19 protein-coding genes and 2 tRNA genes are annotated in these 24,919 nt (G+C 45.5%); 10 read left to right on the top strand and 11 right to left on the bottom strand.

All coding sequences use genetic code 11. From position 1 onward, the window contains the following. Positions 1-317: 317 nt before the first annotated feature. The 5 genes from FTU44_RS06795 to FTU44_RS06775 form a co-directional block, all read right to left on the bottom strand. Positions 318-1,700 (bottom strand): AAA family ATPase, encoded by a 1,383-nt coding sequence (locus tag FTU44_RS06795; protein ID WP_005168931.1) that lies wholly within the window; start codon positions 1,698-1,700, stop codon positions 318-320. Between the two features lie 33 nt (positions 1,701-1,733). Next, entirely contained in the window at positions 1,734-3,236 is a 1,503-nt protein-coding gene (locus FTU44_RS06790; RefSeq protein WP_034608364.1) for a UvrD-helicase domain-containing protein, read from the bottom strand. Between the two features lie 15 nt (positions 3,237-3,251). After that, a complete protein-coding gene (gene hisIE / locus FTU44_RS06785; RefSeq protein WP_159138540.1) occupies positions 3,252-4,034 on the bottom strand; it encodes a bifunctional phosphoribosyl-AMP cyclohydrolase/phosphoribosyl-ATP diphosphatase HisIE in 783 nt (260 codons plus the stop codon). A 226-nt stretch (positions 4,035-4,260) separates the two neighbouring features. Beyond that, the gene (locus FTU44_RS06780; RefSeq protein ID WP_044108999.1) at positions 4,261-5,148 is read right to left on the bottom strand and encodes an SDR family NAD(P)-dependent oxidoreductase; all 888 of its coding nucleotides are present in this window, start codon (positions 5,146-5,148) and stop codon (positions 4,261-4,263) included. Between the two features lie 296 nt (positions 5,149-5,444). After that, the gene (locus FTU44_RS06775; protein ID WP_180049935.1) at positions 5,445-6,722 is read right to left on the bottom strand and encodes an O-acetylhomoserine aminocarboxypropyltransferase/cysteine synthase family protein; all 1,278 of its coding nucleotides are present in this window, start codon (positions 6,720-6,722) and stop codon (positions 5,445-5,447) included. 310 nt (positions 6,723-7,032) lie between these two features. Between FTU44_RS06775 and ettA the strand changes: the two genes are divergently transcribed. Further along, complete coding sequence (ettA, locus tag FTU44_RS06770) at positions 7,033-8,694, top strand: energy-dependent translational throttle protein EttA (RefSeq protein ID WP_180049934.1); 1,662 nt, start codon at positions 7,033-7,035, stop codon at positions 8,692-8,694. 69 nt (positions 8,695-8,763) lie between these two features. On the opposite strand, the gene FTU44_RS06765 is transcribed toward ettA, so the two are convergent. From FTU44_RS06765 to FTU44_RS06745, 5 genes are all read right to left on the bottom strand, one after another. Further along, positions 8,764-9,105, bottom strand: a complete 342-nt coding sequence (locus FTU44_RS06765; protein ID WP_004281123.1) for a membrane protein — start codon at positions 9,103-9,105, stop codon at positions 8,764-8,766. A gap of 150 nt (positions 9,106-9,255) precedes the next feature. Further along, positions 9,256-9,331: transfer RNA gene (locus tag FTU44_RS06760), tRNA-Glu, on the bottom strand. Between the two features lie 36 nt (positions 9,332-9,367). Next, positions 9,368-9,443, bottom strand: a tRNA-Ala gene (locus FTU44_RS06755). A gap of 57 nt (positions 9,444-9,500) precedes the next feature. Continuing rightward, complete coding sequence (gltX, locus tag FTU44_RS06750) at positions 9,501-11,009, bottom strand: glutamate--tRNA ligase (protein ID WP_100329408.1); 1,509 nt, start codon at positions 11,007-11,009, stop codon at positions 9,501-9,503. 127 nt (positions 11,010-11,136) lie between these two features. After that, the gene (locus FTU44_RS06745; protein WP_005094351.1) at positions 11,137-11,439 is read right to left on the bottom strand and encodes a hypothetical protein; all 303 of its coding nucleotides are present in this window, start codon (positions 11,437-11,439) and stop codon (positions 11,137-11,139) included. A gap of 392 nt (positions 11,440-11,831) precedes the next feature. Here FTU44_RS06745 and FTU44_RS06740 point away from each other — a divergent pair, with 392 nt between their 5' ends. From FTU44_RS06740 to FTU44_RS06700, 9 genes are all read left to right on the top strand, one after another. Beyond that, positions 11,832-12,833 (top strand): sulfate ABC transporter substrate-binding protein, encoded by a 1,002-nt coding sequence (locus tag FTU44_RS06740; RefSeq protein WP_180049933.1) that lies wholly within the window; start codon positions 11,832-11,834, stop codon positions 12,831-12,833. 244 nt (positions 12,834-13,077) lie between these two features. Continuing rightward, positions 13,078-14,097 carry a sulfate ABC transporter substrate-binding protein gene (locus FTU44_RS06735; RefSeq protein WP_005168906.1) on the top strand — a complete coding sequence of 340 codons (1,020 nt, stop codon included), beginning with the start codon at positions 13,078-13,080 and terminating at the stop codon, positions 14,095-14,097. A gap of 188 nt (positions 14,098-14,285) precedes the next feature. Continuing rightward, a complete protein-coding gene (rsmH, locus tag FTU44_RS06730; RefSeq protein WP_005094346.1) occupies positions 14,286-15,197 on the top strand; it encodes a 16S rRNA (cytosine(1402)-N(4))-methyltransferase RsmH in 912 nt (303 codons plus the stop codon). A 10-nt stretch (positions 15,198-15,207) separates the two neighbouring features. Then, positions 15,208-15,540, top strand: a complete 333-nt coding sequence (ftsL, locus tag FTU44_RS06725) for a cell division protein FtsL (protein WP_005094344.1) — start codon at positions 15,208-15,210, stop codon at positions 15,538-15,540. Positions 15,541-15,555: 15 nt separating this feature from the next. After that, positions 15,556-17,379, top strand: coding sequence for a penicillin-binding protein PBP3 (ftsI, locus tag FTU44_RS06720; protein WP_074383637.1), 1,824 nt, complete (start codon positions 15,556-15,558; stop codon positions 17,377-17,379). 11 nt (positions 17,380-17,390) lie between these two features. Next, positions 17,391-18,887 (top strand): UDP-N-acetylmuramoyl-L-alanyl-D-glutamate--2,6-diaminopimelate ligase, encoded by a 1,497-nt coding sequence (locus FTU44_RS06715; protein ID WP_180049932.1) that lies wholly within the window; start codon positions 17,391-17,393, stop codon positions 18,885-18,887. A 9-nt stretch (positions 18,888-18,896) separates the two neighbouring features. Beyond that, positions 18,897-20,300: a UDP-N-acetylmuramoyl-tripeptide--D-alanyl-D-alanine ligase gene (gene murF / locus FTU44_RS06710; protein WP_180049930.1), complete on the top strand. Its 1,404-nt coding sequence runs from the start codon at positions 18,897-18,899 to the stop codon at positions 20,298-20,300. Further along, positions 20,301-21,419, top strand: coding sequence for a phospho-N-acetylmuramoyl-pentapeptide-transferase (mraY, locus tag FTU44_RS06705; protein WP_180049928.1), 1,119 nt, complete (start codon positions 20,301-20,303; stop codon positions 21,417-21,419). It abuts the gene before it with no gap. Between the two features lie 54 nt (positions 21,420-21,473). Beyond that, positions 21,474-22,277 carry a putative RNA methyltransferase gene (locus tag FTU44_RS06700; RefSeq protein ID WP_159516326.1) on the top strand — a complete coding sequence of 268 codons (804 nt, stop codon included), beginning with the start codon at positions 21,474-21,476 and terminating at the stop codon, positions 22,275-22,277. Between the two features lie 63 nt (positions 22,278-22,340). Here FTU44_RS06700 and ponA read toward each other — a convergent pair whose 3' ends face one another. Then, positions 22,341-24,869: a penicillin-binding protein PBP1a gene (ponA, locus tag FTU44_RS06695; protein ID WP_180049926.1), complete on the bottom strand. Its 2,529-nt coding sequence runs from the start codon at positions 24,867-24,869 to the stop codon at positions 22,341-22,343. Positions 24,870-24,919: the final 50 nt, after the last annotated feature.

The raw sequence follows: 24,919 nt of genomic DNA, 5'->3' as shown, positions 1-24,919 counted from the left end.
TTGTATTGCGCAACTTATAAACGATAGCAAATTCCGATTTTACAATGAAATTCGCAAATAAAACCGATCATATTACAGGATAACAACAACATCAACGTTTTTATGTCGAACTTATAAATTATACGCGAGCAGGCTTTTGGCGTGGGGTGGATGCTTAAACAGATCATCCAGAAGTGACCGAAAATTAAGATTAAATTGCAAGCATTGATTGTAAATATGACTAAATGCAGTTTTACAATTGCAAAAAGACAGCACTAAAATGGTCTGGATAAATCTCGATATTCATTGAAACGATCATTACTGTTTTTCAACGTTACTTAGAGCGATTGCGGTAGCGTCGGCTGATCCTGAGCAAGTAAACGTAACAATTCCTGCTGCTGTTCAGGATTCAACTGTTGCTGAATCCGCTGTAATACAGCAAGCGGTGTAGTCGGTTCGGTGACGGTTTCTATTAGCGCTTCTTCGGCAGGAATTGCGTCTGGATCAGTATGTAGACCCATTTCGGCATAGATCTGATCAAACTGGATTTTCATGCTTTCAAGATGAATTGGATGCAACTGTTTATTTTCGAGTCTTAAACACTGAAAGGCCTGTGCCTGTTCCAGTAACTCAGGTCGGTTGCCGGTGGCAATAATTTGCAAATTAGGAAATGCCTGATGCAGACGCGGCAGAATCTCTGCTGCCAGATCCTGATCCAGCTGATGATCAATGGCATCAATCAACAACACTCCTGTACCTTCCTGACATGGAAATAAACTGTTCGGATTGAGCAGACAAAGACGCCGTACAATATCGCCCACCAGCGCAATCCAGGTGCGGATGCTATTGGGAAGCTGCTGAAAAGTAAAACGCTTGTCCTGATAGGTCAGCATCAGTTGCAGCTTGGGCTGGTATTTTAACTCAATCTGGCTGATGTCAGGCAATACCTGCGACAAGGCATTTTTTAAGGCCGTTAAATGCGGGGTATGGAGCTGTGCTTGCGCTTTTTCAATCTGCCGCGCCAGTTCATCTCCCCGAATATCTTCAGGTTGCTGCAAGGCACGCGCTAAAATCTGATCCATGATCTTGGCGCTTTGCGCATTTTCAATATCACTGACTTCACGCAACCATTCAAAGAAACGGGCAAAGGTCGTAAACGGAATCGCGCCAATGTCGTAAGCATACGCTGTATGGAAAATAGCCGGATTGTTTTTGCTGATCAGATTGACGTCATTGACAAAGCGGTCGGTAGGATAATAGGCAATTAGCGGCAAGCCGAGCAGAGGATCATTGAGTCGGGCTTTCTGATAAAGCCCAAGCATGCTGTCCAGTTGCGCGGTTTCTGCTTTGCTAAAGCCGAGTCCCTGACTATTTAAAGTCTTATAGACTTGCCAGGAACAGCTCTGTTGCTGTGTAGCTTCAGTCTGGCTGGATTCTGTAAGCGCTGAAACCTCTTCGGGAAAGCCAACCCGGATATCAATTTTGGATTGCAGCCGGTGTTGCATGATGTCCTGATCTTGCATCACCAGACCGGCAGCCCGGCTATCGCGATAACGTGCTGCAAACCAGGTCAGCGCCTGATAAGCACAGCGTAACAAAGTGGTTTTGCCAGTACCCTGATTGCCCAAAATTAAGGTAAGCGGATATTGTGAATGATCAAGCTGAAGCTGAATCTCTGGAAAATGCAGGGTGTGTTTCAGTTGAAGCGCTTCGATGTGCATAGGTCACCTGTACCATGATTTTACATCCATACCTTAACCGACGGCTTGACGAAGCGACTGCGGCATCTTGATCTTCAGTTGTTGAATCAGGTCATAAATGTGATGAATATTTAAGCTTACTTTAGCACGTGTACAGGCCACGTAAAGTAAACGTAGCTCTTCATCACTAATTTTATGATCTTTTTCATTCAGCTTAAACTGATAGTCATCTTCAATATGCACCCGTTCCCACTCCAGACCTTTGGCCTTATGTGCAGTGGAAATAATATAGTCCGCCTGTCCAATCGGGGTGATTTTGGCCAGGGCTTTTTTCAATGGATCGGTGCCATGTTCATCGACCAGTTTAACCAGCGGTTTGATATCGCTACCTTCATTGGTTTCACAGTATTCATGCACATCATGCCAGGAATTAAACCAAGCCAATTCCGGCACATCGACCACACGTTTGCCCTGTTTCAACATGGCAGCCGCATCGACAAAACGATTCAGTTTGACATGATCGGCTTGCAGGCTGACTTTATCACCACGCACCAGTCCGGCAAGTAACAGTTCCATGGCCCGGGCATTGGTCCGGCATAAAATTGCATCCCGCATTTTGGTATGCGGTTTATTCACGACTTTAGAATCTAACAACGGATTGCCAAGCAAAGGCACGGTTTCATTCAGTGCACCTAAAATGGCATTGGCATTTAACGCGATTTCAGGGCCAAAACGAAACGATGTGGTCAGGCGTGATTCGGGTAAAGGCAGTTGCTGCATGGCATTCACCGCACCGCGCCAAGCATAAATCTGCTGATGCGCATCACCGACATAAATCACCTGAGTATTCCGCTGTTTCAGCAAAATTCCGAGCATGAGTGGGTCGGCATCCTGCGCTTCATCAAACAGCACATAATCGGCCGGAATATTCGGTTCAGACAGCGCCCAGAGTTTCAGGTAAATATCATGGCCAATCCCGGCCTGATGATTGGGGTCGATTGATTCTAGCCAGCGCCGTTCTACGGCCGGATAAAGTTTCTTTTGCAGGATCTCAATATCATCTGGATGCAACCAGCTCGGTGCCTGAATATGCCGCGGAGCAGGATATTGCGAACTGGTCGAACAGAAATAGCCAACTGCATTGGCGACTAAACTCGCCAGACGCGAAGGCATCAAGACATATTTTTCATAACGCCCACCCATCATACGGCGCATGGTCATCGGTTCCAGACGGTATTCTTTGGCAATAAAGCTTGGGCTTAAACGGGGCAGACGCAGCTTGTCGGTGATTCCACGTGGAACACTGCGAAATGCCAGCGAGTGAAAAGTGCGGCAATCCACGCCACGATGAAATTTGGCTTGCGCTTCACTGGCAATGGCTTTGTTGAAAGCCAGATACATGCCACGCCGTTCAGGCATGGCATCACTGATCATTTGTAGTGTGGTGGTTTTACCTGTGCCGGCATAGGCAATCACTTTAAAGGAATTACCCAGACGGGCATTATCGATGGCAGTGGCCTGCTCATAAGTGGCCTTGGGTTTTTGCAGATCAGACACAGGCATATTCATCATTTAATGCTGACGGCTGGCTTTTTCAACCAGACCGGATAAGCCCTGACGACGTGCCAGCTCATTCAAGACCAGTTGCGGTTCGATATCGAAATAACCCAGCATCACAATGGTATGGAACCACAGATCAGCAACTTCATAGATCAGATCATTTTTATTGTCTTCAGAGACCTGAGCGTTGAAATCTTTGGCAGCCAGCACAGTTTCAAAGCTTTCTTCACCGACTTTTTCTAAAATCTTGTTCAGGCCTTTGTGATAGAGCTTGGCCACATAAGAGGAATCCGGATCGGCCTGTTTGCGTTCTGCCATCATCTGGCCCAGATAGGACAAGACTTCGACCTGTTCAGACTGGGCGCTTGACGCTTCCATCGCCAGCGTATGCGGATTTGTGGATTTTTCACCATAAATTGCAGACGGGTGTTTCAGCTGTGCATCGACAATTTCCCAGCCATTTGGCGTGAGTTTACGATAGAAACATGATTCACGACCAGTATGACAAGCGATGCCGCCATGCTGTTCAATTTGCAGCACAATTACATCGGCATCACAGTCCAGACGGATTTCATGTACGGTTTGAAAATGTCCTGATTCTTCGCCCTTATGCCATAACTTGCTGCGTGAACGGGAGAAATACACGGCTTGGTTTTTCTCAGCCGTTAGTGCTAGCGCTTCACGGTTCATCCAGGCCACCATCAAGACACGACCAGTTTGATGATGCTGGGCAATGGCAGGGACTAATCCTTGTTCGTTAAATTTTACTTCATCGAGCCATTGCGCGTTGTTCATAAGGGTTTCCATCATTTCAATCAAAATATAAAAATACGGATAGGAAATATCCGCAGATAGTGTACGTGATCTCGCAGCATTTGCGGCAAAAATCTGTGTCGATAAAGACAGGCTATGTCGTGTGTGATCCAGATGAGCTTGCTTTCACCTAGAGATTTAAAACTGAGACATCAAAAAAGCCGCCCGGTCGGCGGCTCGTATTTTTAGGAAATTATCCCAGTAAAAATTACCAGTGTTCGCCCGGGAACAGCCGTGCATATGCTTTTTGCACCAAATTTAATTTTTGTGGTTGACCCACAGAGGCACTTGAACTTGGGAACAGGTTATAACCAATCGACATCAGAACATTGTTGATATCCGGAGCAATCGAATAAGTAATCGAGGCCAGACGACCCAAACCGGTCGCAACTTTCTTCGGACGTTTCACGATGGCATAGGCAATCAGGTCAGCTGCCTGTTCCGGAGAAAGTGTCGGGACGTATTTATAAATTTTGGTTGGTGCAATCATCGGAGTGCGTACCAAAGGCATATAGATCGAGGTGATGGCGATTTTATGCGAATGTACTTCTGCAGACAGGCAGCGACTAAAAGCATCCAGCGCAGCTTTTGAAGCAACATAGGCCGAAAAACGGGTGGCATTGGCCAGTACGCCAATCGAACTGATGTTAATGATATGACCCGCGCGACGAATCATCATTTGCGGCAGGATATTCATGACCAGACGCACGGCGCCGAAATAGTTCAGCTGCATGGTTCGTTCAAAATCATGGAAGCGGTCGACCGATTCATGCACGGCGCGACGAATCGAACGACCCGCATTATTGATCAGAATATCAATATGATCGACTGAGGCAATGATCTGTTTGGAGACCTCATCAATCGCCTCCATATTGTTTAAATCGCATGGAAAGATTGAGGCTTTGCCGCCTTTGGCTTCAATGTCTGCTTTTACTTGTTCTAGGGTTTCTTGAGTACGGGCCACCAGTAAAACATGCGCACCTGCATCGGCCAGTTGATGTGCCGTCGTTAACCCAATACCGCTGGATGCGCCGGTGATCAGGACGGTTTTACCTGCAACAGATTTTTCCAGTTGTTTGTGTAGTCTAGTTTTCACATTTGTTATCCCTAATTTGAAGTCAGCGTTCAAATTATTTTTATTAAAGGTGTATGGCGCTCTAACAGGAGATGAGAGCGAAGGTGAGTACAGATATGATAACCAATTCTTCAGGAAAATCTATAAATTAAACTATTGAAATTAAAATAAAAATTAGAGTAATTGCTCTATTTGTGTTCGCTATTTCATTTAACTTTTACCATGAAAATAAAAAGCAAAGCAAGTGGCTGTTTTAGAATATAAATAAAAAAACTCCACCAGAAAGGGTGGAGTTTTGAGTCAGATGAAACACGCCTTTAAACGGTCGCTAGTGCCTGTTCCAGATCCGCGATCAAGTCATCAATATGTTCAATCCCAATCGAGAGTCGCACCATATCTTCACTGACACCTGCTGATTTTAACTCCTCGGCATTGAGTTGGCGATGTGTGGTGGTCGCCGGATGACAAGCGAGACTTTTGGCATCGCCGATATTGACCAGACGGGTAAACAGTTGCAGCGCATCAATAAAACGTGTGCCGCCTTCAAGACCATGCTCTACGCCAAAGGTTAGAATCGCAGATGGTTTACCTTTCACATATTTTTGTGCCAAGGCATGTTGTGGATGATCTTTCAGACCAGCGTAATTGACCCATTTTACTTTAGGATGCTGCTGTAAATATTCCGCAATTTTAAGCGCATTTTCAGTATGACGCTCCATACGCAGACTTAAAGTTTCCAAACCTTGCAGGATCAGAAACACATTCTGCGGGCTGATCGCGGCCCCAGTATTGCGTAGTGGCACCACACGCGCTCGAGCGATATAAGCCGCTTCACCGAGAACTTCGACATAGTTTACGCCATGATAACTTGGATCGGGGGTATTCAGCGCGGGAAAGCGTTCAGGATATTTACCCCACGGGAATTTACCGCTATCGACAATGATGCCACCAATCGAATTGCCATGACCGCCGATATATTTGGTCAGGGAATGCACGATAATATCTGCACCGAAATCGAAAGATTTTTGAAGTACTGGGGTGGCAACAGTATTGTCGACAATGACCGGCACGCCATATTCGTGCGCAATTTTAGAGATTTCTTCCAGATCAATAATATTACCCAGTGGGTTACCAATTGATTCCACAAAAACCAGTTTGGTTTTTTCATCAATCAGGTCATGCAGACTTTCCGGTTTTTCATAATCAAAGAAACGGACTTCAATACCTTGTTTGGGCAGGGTATGTGCGAACAGATTATAGGTGCCGCCATAAAGCGTAGATACGGATGCAATATTGTCACCGGCTTCAGCAATGGTCTGAATCGCATAGGTAATTGCAGCCATACCAGACGCTAAAGCAAGCGCACCAATCCCGCCTTCAAGTGCGGCGATACGTTGCTCTAACACCGCCGTGGTCGGGTTCATGATCCGGGTATAGATATTGCCCTGTACCTTTAAATCGAACAAATCGGCCCCATGTTGAGTATTGTCAAAGGCATAAGACGTAGTTTGGTAAATTGGCACTGCTACTGCTTTGGTGGTGGCTTCAGGGCTATAACCTGCATGAATCGCAAGGGTTTCTGCTTTATAACTCATTATGACTGATCTTCTTGTGTTTAAGTTTATGACTTGAGTGTAACATTTTCATATATAAGTAAAAGTGCAATTTTACTGAAATAGATAGATGAAATAATCATATATAAATTGGGATTCGACGCACTTATTTGACTTAAATCAGCTGTTTGAAAAATCACCATAAATAAACTTGTAACAATGCATTGAAGTTCATGGCAATGGCTTATGTTTTCGCAGCTTTCTGCGTATAATAGCCGATTATTTTTTCGCTCTTTTTTGAGCTGGGGTGGTTGTTTTAACCCCATTTGGTTTTTCAGTTGAGGAGTCCTACGTGGCCCAATATATTTATACGATGAACCGAGTGTCTAAGATGGTGCCGCCGAAACGCGAAATCCTGAAAGATATCTCCTTATCATTTTTCCCGGGCGCAAAAATTGGTGTGCTTGGTCTAAACGGTGCAGGTAAATCGACCTTGCTTCGTATTATGGCGGGCGTAGATAAAGATTTCTCTGGTGAAGCACGTGCACAACCAGGTACTAAAATCGGTTATCTCGAGCAAGAGCCGCCTTTAGATGAAACTAAAGACGTGCGTGGCAACGTTGAAGATGGTCTGCGTGAACCGCTGGATGCTTTGGCACGTCTTGACGAAGTATTTGCAGAATATGCAGCAGAAGATGCTGACTTTGATGCACTTGCAAAAGAGCAGGAAAAGCTCGAAGCCATTATCCATGCATGGGATGCACATAACCTTGCCAATCAGATGGATCAGGCAGCTGCTGCACTGAACCTTCCAGCTTGGGATGCGGATGTTAAACTGCTTTCAGGTGGTGAACGTCGTCGTGTGGCGCTGTGCCGATTACTTCTGTCTAAACCAGATATGTTACTTCTAGACGAACCAACGAACCATTTAGATGCTTCATCTGTATCTTGGTTGGAACGTTTCTTGAAAGACTTCCCGGGTACCATCGTCGCTATTACGCATGACCGTTACTTCTTGGATAACGTTGCTGAATGGATTCTGGAGCTTGACCGTGGTATGGGCATTCCGTATCAAGGTAACTACTCTTCTTGGCTTGAGCAGAAAAATGCCCGTTTAGAGCAAGAGAACAAGCAGGAAGAATCTTTTGCTAAAGCATTGAAAAAAGAACTTGAATGGGTTCGTTCTAATGCCAAAGGTCAGCAAAAGAAAAACAAAGCGCGTATGGAGCGTTTTGAAGAGCTTAACTCGCGCGAATTCCAGCAACGTAACGAAACTTCTGAAATCTACATTCCACCTGGCCCACGTCTGGGCAACAAGGTTGTAGAAGTTGAAGGCATCAGTAAATCGTTTGGTGATCGTACCCTGTATAAAGATTTATCATTCGTTGTACCGCCTGCTGCGATCGTGGGTATCGTCGGTGAGAACGGTGCAGGTAAAACCACGCTATTCCGTATGATGACTGGCGAACAGCAACCAGATACCGGTACGGTAACGCTGGGTGAATCGGTTAAAGTGGCTTATGTCGGTCAGATCCGTGACACCTTAGATAACAATAAAACCGTTTGGGAAGAAGTTTCTGGCGGTTTAGACATCTTGAAGATTGGCGAATACGAAATTGCATCTCGTGCATATATCGGTCGCTTTAACTTTAAAGGCCAGGATCAGCAAAAACGTGTAGGTCAATTGTCAGGTGGGGAGCGTAACCGTTTACAACTGGCGAAAATCCTGCAAATGGGCGCAAACGTAATCTTGCTCGATGAACCGTCAAACGACCTGGATATCGAAACCTTACGTGCGCTTGAGGATGCCATTCTGGTGTTCCCGGGTACTGTGATGGTGATCTCGCATGACCGTTGGTTCCTGGACCGTATTGCAACGCACATTTTGTCATTTGAAGGCGAAACACCTGAATTCTTCACCGGTAACTATGCTGAGTTTGAAGAATATCGCCGTAAGCGCGATGGTGATGATCTGGTTGCGAAGCGTCAAAAATACCGTAAAATTGGTGTTTAATCCCTGATTTTAAAATAAAAAACCAGCCTTCGGGCTGGTTTTTGTGCTTATAGGGCGGTGGGTAATGACTTAGATTTCCCACTCGTGATTACATTCACGACATTTCCATTTCTTTTGGGTCTGCATGAAGGCTTGCATGGAAATTTTAAAATCAGGCAAGTCTTTATAGAACATAAAGCCTGCAATCAAAGAAAGAATAAAGACGATGACGGTTGCAGTCTGTAAAGTTGTACCTGCACCATCACCAAAGATCCACATCGCGATACTGATGATCACCAGCAATAATAATAGGAATAGGGCGGGCACCAGAAACATCAGGCTTTTAGGAACCACCGGACGTGGAGCTGCTTGACCTGGCTGGGCCACCGGCATGATTTTCGGGCTTTGACACTTAGGGCAACGATATTGCATTACAACTCCAAAATTCTAAATTACTGATTATTTTATCGGAAGATGCGAAGAAACCGAAATATTGCCCAACATAAAATATACAGGCAATAAAAAACCCAAGTCATAATGCTTGGGTTTTTTAAAAGACCACTTCAAAAGTAATCTTGAATATGGCGTCCCTACGGGGATTCGAACCCCGGTTACCGCCGTGAAAGGGCGATGTCCTAGGCCTCTAGACGATAGGGACAATTGAGGCATTACACAGCTAAAGCAAGACTTGATTTGGTGGAGTCAAGGAGGATCGAACTCCTGACCTCTACAATGCCATTGTAGCGCTCTACCAACTGAGCTATGACCCCAGTCTGTGTGAGCGCTATATTAGGGATATCGCGCTCACACGTCAACAAAAAAATTAATTAAGCTTGATCAACCGCTTCATTTTTCGGCAATTTTAAGCTTTCATTGAGTTTTTCCCAGACTTTTAGCTCTTTTTTGCTTGGGCCACCGACAATTTCCAGCGCATGACGTAAACGTGCGAAGGTTAAATCAGGGCCAATGGTGACCATAGTCTGCATCACCGGGGTAGACGCAGTTGAACCGGCAATGGCAATAAAAAAGGCCGGCATGAAGTCACGCAGTTTAATTTCCATTTGTGCTGCCAAATCCATCAAGGTTTGGCTGACCGTGTCGTTGTTCCAGGTGAACAGGCTTTCTAAACGCCAAATGGCAAACTGCAAGCTTTGACGTACCTGTTCGTCAGACAGTTTTTTGCTGACAAACTGTTCCTGAGTCAGGGCCGGGAAGTGGTTGAAGTAATGCGCAGACCAGTTCACTGCTTCAGACAGCAAGTTGATACGTGGTTGAATCGCAGCTGCAATTTCTTCTAATTTGGCACGGTCTGCTTTCCATGCCAGCAGCGTATCGAGCAATTCAGCAGGAGAAAGGGCTTTGATCCATTGACCATTGAGCCAGTTGAGTTTTTCAACATCAAAGATTGGACCACCGAGTGATACGCGTTTGATATCAAAATGTTCAATCATTTCTGCCAAAGTGAATTTTTCACTTTCATCTGGCATTGACCAGCCCATACGACCCAAGTAGTTCAACAAGGCTTCAGGCAGTACACCGATATCTTTGTAATAGTTGATTGAAGTTGGGTTTTTACGCTTAGACAATTTTGATTTGTCCGGGTTGCGTAGCAGTGGCATGTGACACAGTACCGGCATCTCCCAACCGAAATACTGGTACAGCAACTGATGCTTCGGTGCAGACGGAATCCATTCTTCACCACGAATCACATGCGTGATTTGCATTAAATGGTCATCCACCACGTTGGCCAAATGATAAGTTGGCAAGCCGTCAGTTTTCAGCAGAATCTGCATGTCGACCTGCGCCCATGGAATCTCGACTTCACCACGCAGCATGTCATTAAATTTACAAATACCTTCAGTCGGTACTTTCATGCGAATCACATGTGCTTCGCCAGCAGCCAAACGACGCTCGACCTCTTCTTGAGAAAGGTTTAAGCCTCGACCGTCATAACGTGGAGATTCACCACGTGCTTGCTGTTCAGCACGCATTTGATCCAGTTCTTCGGCAGTAGCGAAACAGTAGAAGGCATGACCTTTTTCAACCAGTTCCAGCGCATAGTTTTTATAAATATCCATGCGTTCTGACTGGCGGTACGGTGCATGTGGGCCACCCACATCTGGACCTTCAGACCAGTTGAGACCGAGCCAGCGCAATGAATCCAGGATCATTTTTTCAGATTCAGGTGTTGAGCGCAGTTGGTCGGTATCTTCAATACGAAGGATGAATTCACCTCCATGCTGTTTAGCAAAACATAAGTTAAACAAGGCAATATAGGCAGTACCTACATGAGGAAAACCTGTAGGAGAAGGTGCAATACGAGTACGAACAGTCATAGCCGGATATAATCTAGAATATAAATTTGGTTCTATTATAGCGAAAAAGCCACATCACTTAATGCTTTATTCAACATTCAGTGATGTGGCTTTAAATCCTGCTGTTATTCGAGTTGGTTAAAACTGATTAAGAATGATCGCTAGAAAATATGCTTTGTACGAAGCGGGTAAAGCGATAATTTTGTGCTGCAAAGAAATTTTGTGAAGGTGCAACTTTCAGCGCAGTTAAGACTTTAAGATTATCGTCTGTATGCAGGGTTTTTTCGCTTTTTTGTTGTTGAATTGCTTTTTCAATCGGCGATGTCTTGCTTTCAACAGTAGTGACTGAGGCCTTCTGCAAATCTGTCTTCACAACGACGGCATGACCCAGTTGAATCGAAAACAGCATGATCAGACTTAGGATGCTAGCTGTGAATAATTTAAATTTCATATCCAAACTTCCTCCTTGCTTCTGGTTGGTTTTATTCTGTTAAAAATGTTTTTTTAATACTCCGTCTACAATTTAATCACAGTTGATTATAAAGAAGTAGAACCAAGTCACATTTTTTACAAAAAATTAATATAACATCTATGGAAAATTACTAAAAATCGTAATTCTCTCTTTTGGCGGCCTATTTTTAACAGACAACTGTGAAGAGAACGTGAAGAACTGTCTTATATTGTAGCAGGAGATTAATTTTTTAGCAGAATATGTATCCAGGTTTAATTGTTAGCAGATATCTCAAAATCAGAAATAGATCATCAATATTATTATAAACACATGATTGTTATATTTATTTTTTATTTATACAGTGTGGTTATCTCAATAATGAGTCACATAACATGAAAAAAATAATAGCAACCGCAATCTTGACAATATTTACTGCAACCACCATGCAAAATGTAATGGCCAAAGATTTCCTGAATGTCTCCTATGATCCGACCCGTGAATTTTACCAAGAATATAATCAGGAGTTTGGCCAGTTCTGGAAGCAGGAAACCGGACAGACAATCAATTTTAAACAGTCACATGGCGGTTCAGGCAAGCAGGCACGTTCGGTCGTCGATGGTTTGCAGGCCGATGTGGTGACTTTGGCTTTGGCCAATGACATTGAGGAAATCGTCAATGCCGGTTTAATCGAGAAAGGCTGGCAAAAAGAATTTCCGAGTAATTCTGCACCTTATACATCGACCATTGTTTTTTTGGTGCGTAAGGCCAATCCCAAGCAAATCAAGGACTGGAATGATCTGACCAAACCGGGTGTCGAGATTATTACACCTAACCCGAAAACTGGTGGAGCGCCACGTTGGATCTATCTATCTGCTTGGGGCTATGCGCTGAAACAGCCCGGTGGCAATGATGCCAAAGCCCGAGATCTGGTGAAAAGGCTTTATCAAAATGTCAAAGTGTTGGATTCCGGTGCCCGTGGTTCACTGACGACTTTTGCCGAGCGCGGTATTGGCGATGTACTATTATCTTGGGAAAATGAAGCCTTGCTGGCAACGCAAGGTCTAGGTAAGGACAAGTACGATATCATCTATCCCTCTATTTCAATTCTGGCCGAGCCATCGGTGGCAATCGTTGATAAAAATGTGAATAAAAATGGCAATGCCAATCTGGCGAAAGGCTATTTGAATTATCTGTATTCCCCGAAAGGGCAGGAGTTGGCTGCGAAATATTTCTTCCGTCCACGCGATGCCAAAGTGGCTGCCAAATATTCCGCCCAATTTCCGAAAATTCAGACCTTCACCATTGATAAAGTCTTTGGTGGCTGGGCAAAAGCGCAAAAAACCCATTTTGTGAATGGGGCGATTTATGACCAGATTTATAATGAAAAGCGATAACAAGCTTGAATCTAAATTGAATGAAGAAAATGGATAAAGCGTTATCCGTTTTTTTTATATTTAATGCATAAAATTCTATATATTCGAAATAAGTGAAATGACTGGCTATATTTTGTTTTTAAAAACAGATGATTAAGAATAAAAAACCTTTGATTATATCGTGTTGTGATGTTGTAGGTTGAATTGCGATAAATGATTTTATTTCATATAGTTATATCTATACAAGATAAACTCCCGTGCGCTCATGAAAAATCAATTAAAATCGTTATTTAGCGTTGCCTTATTGGCTACAGGTCTAGGCTTGACAGCGACTGCCTCACAGGCGGCTGATCGTCAATTTCTAAACGTGTCTTATGATGCAACCCGTGAATTCTATGATGAATTCAATAAATCATTTGGTGCTTACTGGAAAAACCGGACCGGTCTGGATGTGAACTTTAAACAGTCACATGGTGGTTCGGGCAAGCAGGCACGTTCGGTGGTCGATGGCCTAAAAGGCGATGTGGTGACTTTGGCGCTGGCCAATGACATCGAAGAAATCGTGAAATCTGGTCAGATTCAACCCGGTTGGCAAAAAGAGTTTCCGCATAATTCTGCACCTTATACCTCAACCATCGTGTTTATGGTACGCAAAGGCAATCCGAAGGGCATCAAGGACTGGAGTGATCTGACCAAGCCAGGCGTAGAAATTATTACCCCCAACCCGAAAACCGGTGGTTTGCCACGTTGGGTATACCTGTCTGCCTGGGGCTATGCCGAGAAACAGCCGGGGGGGAACAAAGCCAAAGCACAGGACTTTGTCGGCAAACTCTATAAAAATGTCAAAGTGATGGACTCAGCAGCACGTGCTTCGATGACCACGTTTGCTGAGCGTGGTATTGGTGATGTATTGCTGACTTGGGAAAATGAAGCACTGGTTACCCAAAAGACTTTGGGTAAAGACAAGTTCGATATTATTTATCCGTCAATTACGATTTTGACCGAGCCATCGGTGGCCATTGTCGATCGTACCGTGGATAAAAATGGCAATAAATGGTTGGCAACAGGTTATATCAACTACCTGTACTCCCCATTGGGTCAGGAAATGGCAGCCAAACATTTCTACCGTCCGCGCAATGAGAAAGTATTAGCCAAATATTCAGCACAATTCCCGAAAATCAAAACCTTTACCATTGATGAAGTGTTTGGTGGCTGGGCCAATGCACAGAAAACCCATTTTGTGAATGGCGCGATTTTTGATCAGATCTATAACTCAAAACGTTAATCTGCTGATTTGAAGACGAATTACAGATAAACAGGCCTCCCTTGCGGAGGCTTTTTTATTGACGACACTCAAATAAAAACGGTTTTCTCTATGGAAAGTAATATTTATCTACAAAAAGTCGTTTGGAGCTTTGCTGAAACAGGGTGATAATGTGCAGTTAAATTTTTCGCCCTATTGATTGAGTTTTTATGTCACATATTTCTGTATTACTTCACGAAACGATTGATGCCTTGTTGGCAGGTCGCAATACGGGAATTTATGTAGACGGTACTTTTGGTCGTGGCGGACATACCCGTTTATTGTTATCAAAATTAGATGAACATGCACGTGTGTATGGCTTTGATAAAGATCCTCAGGCCCTAGAGACGGCAGCAATCTTAGAACAAGAGGATCCACGTTTTAAAATTATTCATGCCAGCTTTGCCGATCTGAAAGACGCACTGGCTGAGCTTGGGATTGAGACCGTGGATGGGGTGATGGCAGATTTAGGCGTGTCTTCGCCGCAGCTGGATCAGGCCGAACGTGGTTTCAGTTTTATGAAAGATGGCCCGCTAGACATGCGCATGGACAATTCTCAAGGTCCAACTGCAGCAGAATGGCTGCTTGAAATTGAAGAAGAAGCACTGGCCAATATCATTTTTAAATACGGTGAAGAACGTTATAGTCGCCGGATTGCCAAAGCCATCAAGGCGGCAGGGCAGATTGAGACCACGGCTCAACTTGCGGAAATTGTGAAAGTCGCGCATCCAAAATGGGAAAAAAATAAGCATGCTGCGACGCGTACTTTCCAGGCGATTCGTATTGCTATTAATAAAGAATTAGAAGATATTGAAATCTTCTTGCCTCAAGCAGTTGAGGTTTTAAAACCTGAGGCACGTTTGGCCGTAATTAGCTTTCACTCTCTGGAAGACCGTTTGATCAAACAATTTATTCAAAAAGAATCTACATTAGACGAAGATTTTGGCTGGGGAATGCCGGGGCAGCAAAAAGATACACGACGTTTAAAGAAGGTATCCCGCGTAAAAGCCAGTGACGAAGAAGTCAAAGCGAATCCTCGTTCACGTAGTGCATGGCTCCGGGTCGCAGAACGTTTAGCTTAATAGGCACATCATGAAAACTGAAGTGGTTGATAAAAAAACAGAAAAGTTGTGGCTTAAACAAGCCTGCATCTATCTCGTCTTGATACTGATGGTCTTTATCAGTGCAGTCTTTGTGGTATTTCAGGTGTTTGAATATCGTCAGGACACCAGAAAACTGAGCACTTATCTGCGTGAGCGTGATGACCTGAATGCAGATTGGGGGCGTTTGTTAATTGAACAGCAAACTTTTGGTGCAACTGCGCAGATTGGCACACGTGCTGTCACCCAGCTGCGCATGTATTCTCCCCCGGTTTCACAAAGTGTCGTCATTTCTTTACCACAAACTTCAGATGAGAAAAAATAAGGCTAGCGCTCGGACATGATAGACAAAAGAAAGAAGCAAGCGGTACGTAAAAAACAATCAGTTACCGACAAAAACGCCTCAAATGTGTATATCAATCGTTTCTATATCATGTGGGCGGTGGTGTTGCTGTGTTTTATTACACTGATTTGCCGGGCCTTCTATGTGCAGATTATCAATAAGGATTTTTTGCAAAATAAAGCCAATGCCAATATTTTAAGAACCAATACCATCAAGGCCATGCGTGGCGTGATTTATGACCGTAATGGGGTGCCGCTGGCGATCAGTACGCCGATCATGAAAATCGTGATTGATCCACGTGACTATTTTGACAATAAAAAACTCTATGACGAGACCATATTGGCACTAGAAAAAGAGCCAGATAGCCGCAAGCTGAAACGCCAGTTGCCGGATAAAAACCTGAATCTGGATGAACTGGCCGATGCAGTCGGTATGGATCGGGCAGAACTACGCAAAAAAATGCAAGAACGCCCGCGTTCTCGTTATCTGATCCTGAAAAAAGAAGTTCCGCCACAACAGGCCGAACTGATCATGAAGCGTAATTTTCAAGGCGTGTATACCGAGAAAAATTACAAACGTTATTATCCGCAGCCACAGCCCAATTCACAGATTATTGGTCTGACCAATAGTGAAGGCACCGGGATTGAAGGTCTGGAAATGCAGCTCAATACCCGTCTGGCAGGTGAAGATGGTGAGCAGCAGATTATCCGGGATAAAAAAGGCAACCGGGTTAAAGAGCCGGAAGTGATTAAAGAAGTCGAGCCGGGCGAGAATATCACCCTGAGTATTGACTCGCGTCTGCAATATATTATGTACCGTGAATTGACTGCGGCAGGTGTGGCCAATAATGCCCGTTCTGCGACTGCGATTGCGGTCGATGTAAAAACCGGGGAAATTCTGGCCTTGTCATCTTGGCCATCATATAACCCGAATGATAAAAATGGTCTGCTGAACAAGGATGCCATGCGTAACCGTGGTGCAGTGGATTCCTTCGAACCGGGTTCGACCATGAAGCCCTTCACTGTGGCAATGGCTCTGGAAAGTGGTAAATATACGGCCAATTCAGTGGTCAACACCACACCGGGCAGTATGCGAATTGGCAATCACACTATTCGTGATACGCATAACTATGGTCAGTTAACACTGGGCGGTATTATCCAGAAATCTTCGAACGTGGGTGTCGCCAAACTGGCCTTGTCTTTGCCGTATGAAACTCTACCTACTTTCTATAAACGCTTGGGTTTTGGCTCACGCTCAGCAGTAAGATTCCCGGGTGAAAGTGCCGGTCTGATCTTGCCACCAAGTAAATGGAATGTGTCAGAAGTGGCAACCATGTCCTATGGTTATGGCCTGAATGCTACTGTGCTGCAAATGGCGGATGCCTATGCCATGCTGGCCAATAAGGGTGTGAGAATGCCGCTGAGCCTGTACAAGCTGGAAGAACAGCCGCAGGGTGAGCAAATGATTGATGCCAATATTGCAGATCAGGTCTTGCTTATGCTGGAAGTAGCAACTCTGCCTGGCGGTACCGCCACGCGCGCGACAATTCCGGGTTATCGTGTGGCAGGGAAAACCGGTACTGCGCATAAACTGCGTGCCGATCGTAAAGGCTATTCTACCAATGAATACCGGGCTTTGTTTGCTGGCGTAGCGCCCGTGAGTGATCCGCGTATTGCCATGGTGGTGGTGGTCGAAAATCCGCAAGGCACCTATTACGGCGGTACGGTATCGGCACCGGTATTTGCACGCGTGATGCAGGAATCCTTGCGTCTGCTAAATGTCCCTCTGGACAAACCTTTAGAATCTCCCAAAGTCCAGTAAATAGGTGATCAATGTCTATTACATTTAAAGATCTCTACGCCGTTCAGGATACTGCTGAATGGATGACCCAAGCCTTTCAGGGTTTCGAACTGGATAGCCGTAAAGTTAAGGCAGGGCAAATTTTTATTGCCTTGACCAGTCTGTCACAACCAGAAAAAACTGCAGTATTTGCACAAAAAGCTTTAGAGCAGGGTGCCTTAGCGGTGATTTCTGAAATCGAATTGGATATCTCACCCAATCTGGTGGTTGCTGATGTCCGACATTTGATGGGACAGTGGCAAAAACAATACTTACAAGCCAGCCAACCTGTTCAGGCTGCAGGTATTCTTGCAGTGACCGGCACCAATGGTAAAACCACGATTTCACGTTTGGTTGCGGAACTGTTCATGTTGCAAAGCAAAGCTTGTGCAGTGATGGGGACGACAGGTAACGGGATTTTGCCAAATCTGGAAGCCTCGTCGCATACCACGCTCGATGCTTTGCAATTGCAAAATGCTTTGCATGTTTATGCTCAAGCCGGTGCTAAATTTGCCTCGATTGAAGCCAGTTCGCATGGTCTGGAGCAAGGTCGCTTGAATGGCTGTGATATCGAGATTGCGGGCTATAGTAATTTAAGTCGCGATCATCTGGATTATCACGGGACGCTGCAAGCCTATGCAGAAGCCAAATCTGCTTTATTTAAATTTGAAAGTTTAAAAGTGGCTGTCATCAACCTGGATGATGCGCATGCTCATATCATGATTGATGCAGCGCGCAACAATCCCTCACAGCCAGAAATTTTGACCTATTCAACCCGTCAAGCTGCGGATTATCAGGTTCAGGATATTCAATACAGCATTTCAGGTGCAGCCTTTAAGCTGAAAACGGCTTCTGCTGAATATGTTGTGAACAGTCCGCTGCTTGGACATTTTAATATTGAAAATCTGGTCGCTAGTCTGATCATGGCAGAGCAGGCCGGATTTGATTTAAGCAGCTTGATTGCGACTGTGCCACAGCTCAAAGGTGCACCAGGCCGGATGCAGGTGCTGCGTGATGGCGAGCGCCTATTTGTAGTGGATTATGCGCATACACCTGATGCCTTGACTCAGGTTCTCATCACTTTAAAACGTCATGTTTCACAAAATCTCTGGGCCGTCTTTGGCTGTGGCGGCGATCGTGACCGCGGCAAGCGTCCACTCATGACCCAAGCAGCATTAGAAGGTTCGGATATTACGGTCTTGACTTCCGATAACCCGCGAACCGAAGATCCTGCACAAATTTTTGCCGATATGAAAAATGGCATCGACTTTTTAGGCAAAAGCTACCATGAAATTCATGACCGTCGTGAAGCGATCAAGTTTGCCGTTAAACACGCGCAGGTAGGGGACATCGTGGTGATTGCAGGCAAAGGTCACGAAAATTATCAGGAAATTGATGGTGTACGTCACTGGTTTGATGATGTGGTCGAAGTGCAAGCCGCGATTGATGCCCAGCATCACAGCGCAGATTCAGCTTATCCAGCGTATTAGGATTCAGATATGCATACCTCAACAACCAGTACCGTGCCACTTGCACCTTGGACAGCAGAACAGCTTGAACAAGCGACTCAAGGCAATTGGCTCAATAATAAAAAACCGGCAGACGCCATCAAACGTATTCTGACCGATTCGCGTGATGCTGAACAAGGGGATGCTTTCCTTGCACTGCAAGGCGAGCGCTTTGATGCCCATGATTTTGTGGCACAAGTAGCAGCAAGCGGCTGTCAGATTGCGATCGTCAGTCGACCGCTCGATATCGATATCTGCCAGCTTGTCGTAGACGATACCCGTTTGGCACTAGGGCGGTTGGGCGCATACCGTCGTCAGCAGAATCCTCAGCTCAAAGTCATTGCCTTGACCGGCAGCAGTGGCAAGACCACCACCAAGGAAATGCTGGGGAGCATCTTGTCTCGTCTTGCGCCGACACTGATCACGCGTGGCAACCTGAATAATGACCTCGGCGTACCGGTGATGTTGCTCGAATTACGTCCCGAACATCAGTATGCAGTGATGGAGCTGGGTGCCAGTCATCAGGGCGAAATTGATTACACCTCAAACATGGTACAGCCGCATGTAGCCGGGATTATTAATATCGGGACTGCGCATTTGGGTGAATTCGGCGGTCGTGATGGCATTTGTACTGCCAAATCTGAAATTTATGCGCATATTACAGAAACCTCGATTATTCCTGCCGCAGATGATTTTACTGAAACCATTCGTCAGGCGGTCAAAACTGAACAAAGCTTAAGTTTTGGTGCCGGCGGTGAGGTGTATGCCAGCGATGTCGTGCTTGATGCGCAATCTTCTACCTTTACCCTGCATACACCACAAGCTTCGAAAACAGTTCAGCTGCCCTTTGCCGGTGAGCATAATGTTGAAAATGCCACAGCAGCGGCTGCCTTTGCTTTGGCAATCGGGATTGGTCTGGATGATATTGTGACCGGTCTGGAGCAGGCTGTGGGTGCCAAAGGCCGTTTGAACTTTATTCAACACAAACAGTATTTGCTGATTGATGATACCTACAATGCTAATCCTGGTTCAATGCGTGCAGCAGCTGAAGTTTTGGCACAGCAGCAGGGCATTCGGGTCATGGTGACCGGTGATATCGGTGAACTCGGTTCATCGGCTGCGATGGAACATTATAAGCTGGGTCGAGATCTGGTCTCGGTCAAAGGCATTAACTTTGTGGTGGCTGTGGGTGAATTTGCACCTGCCGCACAGGAAGGTGCACGTAGTACCCAATATGGCAAGAAAATGCAGGCTTTCCTGAATCAGGAGCAGGCATTGCCATTTTTAATTCATTTGATTGAAACACATCAACCTCAGCCGATGTCATTTCTGTTTAAAGGGTCGCGTTATACCCATATGGAAACATTGATGGCTGCATTGATGGAGAAACTCTAAATGCTGTTATGGCTCTTTGAACATTTGGCGGGCTTTGACAGCACGTTTCAGGTGGTTCGTTATTTAACTTTACGTGCTTTACTCAGTGTCCTGACGGCATTGACCATTGGTCTGGTGCTGGGTCCTATCATGATTCGCAAGCTTCAGGCACTCAAATATGGTCAGTCGGTCAGCTCGTATGCCCCTGAAAACCATGCCAAGAAAATGGGTACACCGACCATGGGTGGGGTACTAATCCTGCTTTCAATCGGTATTTCGACCCTGCTTTGGGCGGATCTTTCCAATCCTTATGTCTGGATTGTACTGGCGGTGATGGTCATTTTCGGTGCCGTGGGTTGGGCAGATGACTGGATTAAAATCCGTTATAAAGACAATGCCGGTCTGCCTGCGAAGAAAAAATTCTTCTGGACTTCGGTCGGTGCATTGGGAGTCGGTATTGCCCTGTATGTGATTGCACAGCAGCAGACCAATCCGGTACATACCGCGAATATGCTGGATCTTTTGATTCCATTTTTTAAAGATTTGACGATTCCGCTGTCGGCTATTCCACTGGGGATTGGCTTCATTATTTTTACTTATTTTGTGATCAATGGTGCATCCAATGCGGTAAACCTCACCGATGGTCTGGATGGTCTGGCGATTATGCCAATTGTACTGGTTGCAGCAGGTCTGGGTGTATTTGCTTATCTGGCCGGAGACGTGCGTTTTGCCAATTACCTGCATATTCCCTATGTGAAATATTCCTCTGAACTGGTGGTGATCTGTGCGGCGATGATTGGTGCCGGTCTGGCATTCCTGTGGTATAACGCCCATCCTGCGCAAGTGTTTATGGGTGATGTCGGTGCTTTATCGCTGGGTGCGATGTTGGGTACGATTGCCGTGATGGTTCGCCAGGAAATCGTCTTTGCGATTATGGCCGGTGTATTCTTGGTCGAAGCGATTTCAGTATTCTTGCAGATTGGTTCATTAAGAATGCGCAATAAACGCGTGTTCCTGATGGCACCACTGCATCATCATTATGAAAAGAAAGGCTGGCGTGAAACTCAAGTCGTCATTCGTTTCTGGATTATTACAATTATGCTGGTGGTTTTGGGTCTAATGACCTTAAAATTGCGCTAAGAGATGCATTGAAAAAAGTCGGCGCAGGCCGGCTTTTTTGTTTTGGAGAGAATGATGAATTTACTCATGTGCCCAGTCTGTCGCCAGCAGTTGAGCTTAAATGAAAGAACATGGCGATGTGAGAATCATCATAGCTACGATGTGGCCAAGCAAGGCTATGTGAACCTGCATGTGGTGCAACATAAACACAGTAAAAATCCTGGGGATACGCCTGAGTCCGTCCAGGCACGTCGTGCATTTTTGAGTGCGGGTCATTATGTGCCTTTGCAACAGGCCGTGGTGGAGAAGCTGCGAGAGCTGCGTATTGAAAATCTTTTAGATATTGGGTGTGGTGAAGGCTACTATACTGATGCCATGCAGACTGAAGTGCTGCAATGCGTCGGGGTGGATATTGCCAAAAATGCCGTTCAGGTCGCGGCCAAGCTCAATAAAAATATCACCTGGGTCGTAGGAACCGGGGCGACTTTACCGGTGCTGGATGGGTCGATTGATATGTGTACCAGCCTGTTCAGTCCGATCCCAAAACAGGAAATTTTACGGGTTTTAAAAGCTGAAGGTTATTTAATGGTGGTGACACCTGCGCCACAGCATTTATATGCGATGCGTGAGGCACTTTTTGAAGAAGTGAAACCCCACGAACCGCAAAAGTTTGTTGAGCAACTGCAAGATGAATTTGATCTGCTCAGTGAGCAGGTGATTGATGCCCCGATGACTTTGCCACAGACAGATTTAAAAAACCTGATTGCTATGACACCGTATGCTTACAAGGCCAAACCTGAACGCCGTCTGGCACTTGAACAGCAGGATCAGTTTAAATTGCTGGCGCAATATCAGATCTATCTGTTTCAGAAAAAATAAAAATTCACCGATAAAAATGCCCTCATTGTTGAGGGCTTTTTTATACTAGTTTGTCGGTTGTGGTTATTGCACTTCTTGAATCAGGTTTTCTAAAGCGTCCACTTTGCTTGGTTGAAGCGGCTGTTCTGGCGGAGCAGTTGTTTCAGCAGTATCTGGCACAGCGATTTCCTGTCCCGGCAGATCTTCGAAATCCGTTTCTGTCCGTTTCGGGACGACCACAGGTGCCGGGCGGTAAAGCGTAGTGGCCATTGGTGGTGAAGACGGATCATTCTGCGCTTCATCACCCTGAACTGCCTTGCTTCGATTCACTGGTGCCTTGGCATTACGGTCTAAACGCACCCATGCTTCTGGCTGACCTTTTAAGGCATTGCCCATAAAGTCGGTCCAGATCGGTAAGGCTGCCACACCACCATATTCACGGCGTCCCAAGGTTTTAGGCTGGTCAAAGCCGACCCAGGTGATAGTAACCAGTTTGCCATTGAACCCTGCGAACCAGGCATCTTTGGCGTCATTGGTGGTTCCGGTTTTGCCCCCAATATCATTTCGCCCGATTCTTAAGGCCGCACGGCCGGTACCGTGCTGAATCACATCACGCAGAATATTGGCCATGTCATAGGCAGAGCTGGATTTTAAAATACGCTGTGCCTGACGATAATTACTGTCTTCGGCAGAGACTTTGGGTGCAGCCTGTTTCTGTTCTAGAGTTGTATTGTTGATTGCAATCGCTTCATCATCTGCGGTCATGGTGTCGGCAGGTTGAGCAGATTCTTCTTCGGTATTGATACAGGAAATACACGCATATTCAGGCTGAGCCTCAAAAATGGTATGGCCATAGGCATCTTCAATACGGTTAATGAAATGTGGCTGGATCCGGTAACCGCCGTTGGCAAAAGTCGCATAACCTGTCGCCATCTGAATCGGCAGAACCTGAGGCGTGCCGAGTGCAATGGTATAGTTACGCGGGATCTGATTGTCCTGTAAACCAAAATCCATAAACAGCTGACGGGTACGTTCAATCCCGACAGCCTGTAATAAACGCACTGAAACGGTATTGCGCGAAAGATAAAGTGCGCGGCGTAGCGGGATCATCCCCAGATAACGGCCATCTGAATTACGAGGTGTCCATTTGCCAATGGTAATTGGCGCATCATTCACCATGGTATGCGGTGTCATGCCTCGTTCTAAAGCCAGTGCATAAACAAAAGGCTTAATCGTAGAGCCGGGTTGACGCCAGCCCTGGATTGCACGGTTAAATTTCGACTGATAAAAGTTGTATCCGCCCACAATGGCTTCAATTGCACCATTATTTGGATTGATGGCAATCAACTGTCCTTGCACATTTGGAATTTGTACCAGCGACCACGAGGTTTTATTCTGATTCGGTCGTAAACGTATAATATCTTTGACTTTGACAATCTCGGAAGCTTTGCTCGGCGCACCACCTACACTGTTGACATTGCGAAAGGGGCGCGCCCAAGACATACCGGACCACGGTACAGTTACCGTGGTGCCATCCTGCATCAACGCTTCAAAACTGGAATTGCCAACCTTGGTTACTTGAGCAGGGTAGGTGTTGGCATAGGCACGGAAATTTTCCAGCGGTTGATCATGTGCTTCAGCACCACGCCAGCCATGTCGACGGTCATAAGCTTCCAGACCCTCTTGTACCGCCTGTTCTGCATAGGTCTGGCGTTCACTATGGATGGTGGTATAGACCTTGTAGCCAGAATCTACCGCCTGTTCGCCAAAGTTTTGTACCAGTTCAGAACGCACCATCTCACCGACATACGGGAATTTGTTACGAGTACTTCGGTCAGGCATATCCAGATTGATGGGTTCAGCAATCGCTTGTTGATACTGACTCTGGTTCAGATAGCCCAGTTGCAGCATACGTCCTAAAATCCAGTTGCGACGTTCGAGAGCACGTTTGGGGTTGGCCACCGGATTATATCGAGAAGGCGCTTTAGGTAAGCCCGAAATCATGGCCATCTGCGCAATCGAAAGCTCTTCTAAACTCTTGTTATAGTAAATTTTGGCTGCTGCTGCGATCCCGTAGGCATTTTTACCCAAGAAGATCTTATTCACATAGAGTGTCAGAATTTCTTCTTTAGTCAGGCTTTGCTCAATCTTACGGGCCAGAAAAATTTCAGTCAGTTTACGCTTGAGTGTTCGTTCAGGGCTGAGATAATAGTTTTTCGCCACCTGCATGGTGATAGTGGAACCACCGGTCTGCACATCCGAACCGGTGATACTTTCACTGACTGCACGGCCTAAGCTTTTAAAACTGATTCCGCTATGCTCGAAAAAGCTGGAATCTTCAGCGGCGAGGAAAGCATGAATAAACTCGGATGGAATTTGTTCATATTTCACGGGAACAGAAAGCTTGCCACCATACTCAGCAATTAATTCATTATCTGAACTAAAAACTTGTAAAGGCTTTAATAAAGGCGCCTTTTTAAGCGTGGACATTTCAGGCAAAGATGGGGCAATATAGAGATACATGCCATAGAAACCCATCGGAATTGAGATCAGGATAATGATAATGATCAAAAAAAATGGGTGAACAAGGCCTGAACAAGATAGCTTTTTCATAACAAGTAAGTTTTAATAAGAGCTAATGGCGAACTAATTACCGATCAGTA

The sequence above is a fragment of the Acinetobacter sp. YH12105 genome (assembly GCF_013419095.1).
Classification (GTDB): domain Bacteria; phylum Pseudomonadota; class Gammaproteobacteria; order Pseudomonadales; family Moraxellaceae; genus Acinetobacter; species Acinetobacter pseudolwoffii.
This window is presented reverse-complemented; position numbering and strand designations above follow the sequence as displayed.

Bases quoted from the DNA above. Each gene is read 5' to 3' on its own strand.
- FTU44_RS06795 (WP_005168931.1), bottom strand. From the start codon at position 1,700: ATGCACATCGAAGCGCTTCAACTGAAACACACCCTGCATTTTCCAGAG.
- hisIE (WP_159138540.1), bottom strand. From the start codon at position 4,034: ATGAACAACGCGCAATGGCTCGATGAAGTAAAATTTAACGAACAAGGA.
- FTU44_RS06775 (WP_180049935.1), bottom strand. From the start codon at position 6,722: ATGAGTTATAAAGCAGAAACCCTTGCGATTCATGCAGGTTATAGCCCT.
- FTU44_RS06765 (WP_004281123.1), bottom strand. From the start codon at position 9,105: ATGCAATATCGTTGCCCTAAGTGTCAAAGCCCGAAAATCATGCCGGTG.
- gltX (WP_100329408.1), bottom strand. From the start codon at position 11,009: ATGACTGTTCGTACTCGTATTGCACCTTCTCCTACAGGTTTTCCTCAT.
- FTU44_RS06745 (WP_005094351.1), bottom strand. From the start codon at position 11,439: ATGAAATTTAAATTATTCACAGCTAGCATCCTAAGTCTGATCATGCTG.
- FTU44_RS06740 (WP_180049933.1), top strand. From the start codon at position 11,832: ATGAAAAAAATAATAGCAACCGCAATCTTGACAATATTTACTGCAACC.
- FTU44_RS06735 (WP_005168906.1), top strand. From the start codon at position 13,078: ATGAAAAATCAATTAAAATCGTTATTTAGCGTTGCCTTATTGGCTACA.
- rsmH (WP_005094346.1), top strand. From the start codon at position 14,286: ATGTCACATATTTCTGTATTACTTCACGAAACGATTGATGCCTTGTTG.
- ftsL (WP_005094344.1), top strand. From the start codon at position 15,208: ATGAAAACTGAAGTGGTTGATAAAAAAACAGAAAAGTTGTGGCTTAAA.
- ftsI (WP_074383637.1), top strand. From the start codon at position 15,556: ATGATAGACAAAAGAAAGAAGCAAGCGGTACGTAAAAAACAATCAGTT.
- FTU44_RS06715 (WP_180049932.1), top strand. From the start codon at position 17,391: ATGTCTATTACATTTAAAGATCTCTACGCCGTTCAGGATACTGCTGAA.
- murF (WP_180049930.1), top strand. From the start codon at position 18,897: ATGCATACCTCAACAACCAGTACCGTGCCACTTGCACCTTGGACAGCA.
- mraY (WP_180049928.1), top strand. From the start codon at position 20,301: ATGCTGTTATGGCTCTTTGAACATTTGGCGGGCTTTGACAGCACGTTT.
- FTU44_RS06700 (WP_159516326.1), top strand. From the start codon at position 21,474: ATGAATTTACTCATGTGCCCAGTCTGTCGCCAGCAGTTGAGCTTAAAT.
- ponA (WP_180049926.1), bottom strand. From the start codon at position 24,869: ATGAAAAAGCTATCTTGTTCAGGCCTTGTTCACCCATTTTTTTTGATC.